A 5,202-nucleotide genomic window follows, 5' to 3' on the forward strand; every position below is an offset into this window, starting at 1 on the left:
TTGCCTCGATCAAATTTGACATTGTTGGAGAGTTTGATCCTGGCTCAGGACGAACGCTGGCGGCGTGCTTAACACATGCAAGTCGAACGATGAAGCCTTCGGGTGGATTAGTGGCGAACGGGTGAGTAACACGTGGGCAATCTGCCCTGTACTTTGGGATAAGCCTGGGAAACTGGGTCTAATACCGGATATCACCTTCCCTCGCATGGGGGTGGGTTGAAAGTTCTGGCGGTACAGGATGAGCCCGCGGCCTATCAGCTTGTTGGTGGGGTAATGGCCTACCAAGGCGACGACGGGTAGCCGGCCTGAGAGGGTGACCGGCCACACTGGGACTGAGACACGGCCCAGACTCCTACGGGAGGCAGCAGTGGGGAATATTGCACAATGGGCGAAAGCCTGATGCAGCGACGCCGCGTGAGGGATGACGGCCTTCGGGTTGTAAACCTCTTTCGCCAGGGACGAAGCGCAAGTGACGGTACCTGGATAAGAAGCACCGGCTAACTACGTGCCAGCAGCCGCGGTAATACGTAGGGTGCGAGCGTTGTCCGGAATTATTGGGCGTAAAGAGCTCGTAGGCGGTTTGTCGCGTCGTTCGTGAAAACTCCACGCTTAACGTGGAGCGTGCGGGCGATACGGGCAGACTTGAGTTCGGTAGGGGAGACTGGAATTCCTGGTGTAGCGGTGAAATGCGCAGATATCAGGAGGAACACCGGTGGCGAAGGCGGGTCTCTGGGCCGATACTGACGCTGAGGAGCGAAAGCGTGGGGAGCGAACAGGATTAGATACCCTGGTAGTCCACGCTGTAAACGTTGGGCGCTAGGTGTGGGCGACATCCACGTTGTCCGTGCCGTAGCTAACGCATTAAGCGCCCCGCCTGGGGAGTACGGCCGCAAGGCTAAAACTCAAAGGAATTGACGGGGGCCCGCACAAGCGGCGGAGCATGTGGATTAATTCGATGCAACGCGAAGAACCTTACCTGGGCTTGACATGCGCCAGACATCCCTAGAGATAGGGCTTCCCTTGTGGTTGGTGTACAGGTGGTGCATGGCTGTCGTCAGCTCGTGTCGTGAGATGTTGGGTTAAGTCCCGCAACGAGCGCAACCCTTATCCTACGTTGCCAGCGCGTTATGGCGGGGACTCGTGGGAGACTGCCGGGGTCAACTCGGAGGAAGGTGGGGATGACGTCAAGTCATCATGCCCCTTATGTCCAGGGCTTCACACATGCTACAATGGCTGGTACAGAGGGCTGCGATACCGCGAGGTGGAGCGAATCCCTTAAAGCCGGTCTCAGTTCGGATCGCAGTCTGCAACTCGACTGCGTGAAGTCGGAGTCGCTAGTAATCGCAGATCAGCAACGCTGCGGTGAATACGTTCCCGGGCCTTGTACACACCGCCCGTCACGTCATGAAAGTCGGTAACACCCGAAGCCCATGGCCCAACCCGTAAGGGGGGGAGTGGTCGAAGGTGGGACTGGCGATTGGGACGAAGTCGTAACAAGGTAGCCGTACCGGAAGGTGCGGCTGGATCACCTCCTTTCTAAGGAGCAACACATCCACAGTCCTCGGGATACCCGAGACCAAGACTGTGGGGTGGCCAGGGTTTCACCACCGACTGTGTGGTGGCGCTGGTTGCTCAAGGAATTGTGGAACTACTGGTTTATGCGATCGCCGGCGGTTGCCGGGGCGTCTGAGTACTGCTTCCTTGTGGGGCGTGGAAAGGGTGATCCCGGGATGGTCGGAGATGGTGTTCATTGGCACGCTGTTGGGTCCTGAGGCAACACGCCGAGGGGCTTTCACGCTCCGGGAGTTTGTTTCTGGTGTGGTGTTTGAGAACTGTAGAGTGGATGCGAGCATCTTTGTGGTCAAGTTATTAAGGGCACATGGTGGATGTCTTGGCTTCAGGAGCCGATGAAGGACGTGGGAGGCTGCGATATGCCTCGGGGAGCTGTCAACCGAGCTGTGATCCGAGGATTTCCGAATGGGGAAACCCAGCACCAGTTATGTGGTGTTACCCGCATCTGAATATATAGGGTGTGTGGAGGGAACGCGGGGAAGTGAAACATCTCAGTACCCGTAGGAAGAGAAAACAACCGTGATTCCGTGAGTAGTGGCGAGCGAAAGCGGAAGAGGCTAAACCATGCACATGTCAAGCTGTCAGGCGTTGTGTGTGTGGTGTTGTGGGACCCGCCTTGGAAGATCTGACAGTCTTCCGGGTTTACGCGTGTGTTAGTGGAACGCCTTGGGATGGGCGACCGGAGTGGGTGAGAGTCCCGTACGCGAAAACACATGTTAGTGAATCTTGGTGGTGTTCCCGAGTAGCAGCGAGCTCGTGGAATTTGCTGTGAATCTGCCGGGACCACCCGGTAAGCCTAAATACTTCCTGAAGACCGATAGCGGACTAGTACCGTGAGGGAAAGATGAAAAGTACCCCGGGAGGGGAGTGAAAGAGTACCTGAAACCGTGTGCCTACAAGCCGTCAGAGCCTGAGCAACATCTTTGATGTTTAGGGTGATGGCGTGCCTTTTGAAGAATGAGCCTGCGAGTTAGTGCTGCGTGGCGAGGTTAACCCGTGTGGGGTAGCCGTAGCGAAAGCGAGTCTGAATAGGGCGTCTGAGTCGCGTGGTCTAGACCCGAAGCGGAGTGATCTACCCATGGCCAGGCTGAAGCGTCGGTAAGACGACGTGGAGGGCCGAACCCACTTAGGTTGAAAACTGAGGGGATGAGCTGTGGGTAGGGGTGAAAGGCCAATCAAACTCCGTGATAGCTGGTTCTCCCCGAAATGCATTTAGGTGCAGCGTCACATGTTTCACCACGGGGGTAGAGCTACTGGATGGTCTAGGGGCCTTACCGGGTTACCGAAATCAACCAAACTCCGAATACCGTGGTGTGAGAGTGTGGCAGTGAGACGGCGGGGGATAAGCTTCGTCGTCGAGAGGGAAACAGCCCAGAACACCAGCTAAGGCCCCCAAGTGTGTGCTCAGTGGGAAAGGATGTGGGATTGCCCAGACAACCAGGAGGTTGGCTTAGAAGCAGCCACCCTTGAAAGAGTGCGTAATAGCTCACTGGTCAAGTGGTCCTGCGCCGACAATGTAGCGGGGCTTAAGCACACCGCCGAAGCTGTGTCATTCATGCAATACATCGGCTCAACTCCTTGAGGGTTGTGTCTAGTGGTGTGGATGGGTAGGGGAGCGTCCTGCATCCAGGGAAGCGGCGGCGGAAGCCAGTCGTGGAGGGTGTGGGAGTGAGAATGCAGGCATGAGTAGCGAATGCAGAGTGAGAAACTCTGCCGCCGGATGACCAAGGGTTCCTGGGCCAGGCTAATCCGCCCAGGGTAAGTCGGGACCTAAGGCGAGGCCGACAGGCGTAGTCGATGGATAACGGGTTGATATTCCCGTACCCGAGCACGTGCGCCCAGGATGAGGCGGTTGATACTAACCACCCAAAGCGCATCGGGAAGCCCTTCGGGGTGGACTGGTGTTGTGGAGCGTGGGATCTGATTCCGTAGTAGTCGAGTGATGGGGTGACGCAGGAAGGTAGCTCCGCCAGTGAGTGGTAGTACTGGTGTAAGCGTGTAGGCCGAAGCATAGGTAAATCCGTGTTTCATTAAGGCTGAGACGTGATGCGTAGCCGATTGAGGTGAAGTAGAGTGATCCTATGCTGCCGAGAAAAGCCTCTAGCGAGTGCGTGCACGGCCCGTACCCCAAACCAACACAGGTGGTCAGGTAGAGAATACTAAGGCGATCGGGTGAACTGTGGTTAAGGAACTCGGCAAAATGCCCCCGTAACTTCGGGAGAAGGGGGGCCAAACACTCTGAAGTCCCTTGCGGACTAGGGGTGGGTGGCCGCAGAGACCAGCGGAAAGCGACTGTTTACTAAAAACACAGGTCCATGCGAAGTCGCAAGACGATGTATATGGACTGACGCCTGCCCGGTGCTGGAACGTTAAGAGGACCGGTTAACCCTTCGGGGTGAAGCTGAGAATTTAAGCGCCAGTAAACGGCGGTGGTAACTATAACCATCCTAAGGTAGCGAAATTCCTTGTCGGGTAAGTTCCGACCTGCACGAATGGCGTAACGACTTTCCGGCTGTCTCAACCACAGGCCCGGCGAAATTGCACTACGAGTAAAGATGCTCGTTACGCGCGGCAGGACGGAAAGACCCCGGGACCTTTACTATAGTTTGGTATTGGTTTTCGGTTCGGCTTGTGTAGGATAGGTGGGAGACTGTGAAGCTGGCACGCTAGTGTTGGTGGAGTCGTTGTTGAAATACCACTCTGGTCGGATTGGGAATCTGAACCTCGGACCATGATCTGGTTCAGGGACAGTGCCTGATGGGTAGTTTAACTGGGGCGGTTGCCTCCTAAAGAGTAACGGAGGCGCCCAAAGGTTCCCTCAGCCTGGTTGGCAATCAGGTGTTGAGTGCAAGTGCACAAGGGAGCTTGACTGTGAGACAGACATGTCGAGCAGGGACGAAAGTCGGGACTAGTGATCCGGCACCACCTGGTGGAAGGGGTGTCGCTCAACGGATAAAAGGTACCCCGGGGATAACAGGCTGATCTTGCCCAAGAGTCCATATCGACGGCATGGTTTGGCACCTCGATGTCGGCTCGTCGCATCCTGGGGCCGGAGTAGGTCCCAAGGGTTGGGCTGTTCGCCCATTAAAGCGGCACGCGAGCTGGGTTTAGAACGTCGTGAGACAGTTCGGTCCCTATCCGCCGCGCGCGTAGGATACTTGAGGAAGGCTGTCCCTAGTACGAGAGGACCGGGACGGACGAACCTCTGGTATGCCAGTTGTCACGCCAGTGGCATGGCTGGTTAGCCACGTTCGGAAGGGATAACCGCTGAAGGCATCTAAGCGGGAAGCCTGTTCCAAGATGAGGTATCCCACCCCTTGTGGGTTAAGGCCCCCAACAGACCATTGGGTTGATAGGCCAGAAATGGAAGCACAGTAATGTGTTATCGAGTTGACTGGTACTAATAGGCCGAGGACTTGCCCACAAAGATGTTACGCATCCACTCTACAGCTCTGAAACACCACACAACCACCAGCATGATTCGGTGGGAAGTGGTTGTTTCATAGTGTTTCGGTGGTTATAGCGTCAGGGAAACGCCCGGTCCCATTCCGAACCCGGAAGCTAAGCCTGACAGCGCCGATGGTACTGCAACCGAAGGGTTGTGGGAGAGTAGGACACCGCCGGACTAAC

At 56.3% G+C, this 5,202-nt stretch carries 3 rRNA genes; all 3 read left to right on the forward strand.

Annotated features, from left to right (window positions below):
• Window positions 1–21 precede the first annotated feature (21 nt).
• The 3 genes from ACZ6YV_RS44230 to rrf all read left to right on the forward strand — a co-directional run bounded on the left by ACZ6YV_RS44230 (window position 22) and on the right by rrf (window position 5,198).
• Window positions 22–1,536, forward strand: a 16S ribosomal RNA gene (locus ACZ6YV_RS44230).
• A gap of 323 nt (window positions 1,537–1,859) precedes the next feature.
• Window positions 1,860–4,996, forward strand: a 23S ribosomal RNA gene (locus tag ACZ6YV_RS44235).
• An 85-nt stretch (window positions 4,997–5,081) separates the two neighbouring features.
• Window positions 5,082–5,198, forward strand: a 5S ribosomal RNA gene (gene rrf, locus ACZ6YV_RS44240).
• The 16S, 23S and 5S rRNA genes sit together here, the layout of an rRNA operon.
• Window positions 5,199–5,202 lie beyond the last annotated feature (4 nt).

The sequence above is a fragment of the Amycolatopsis sp. NPDC102522 genome (assembly GCF_055584485.1).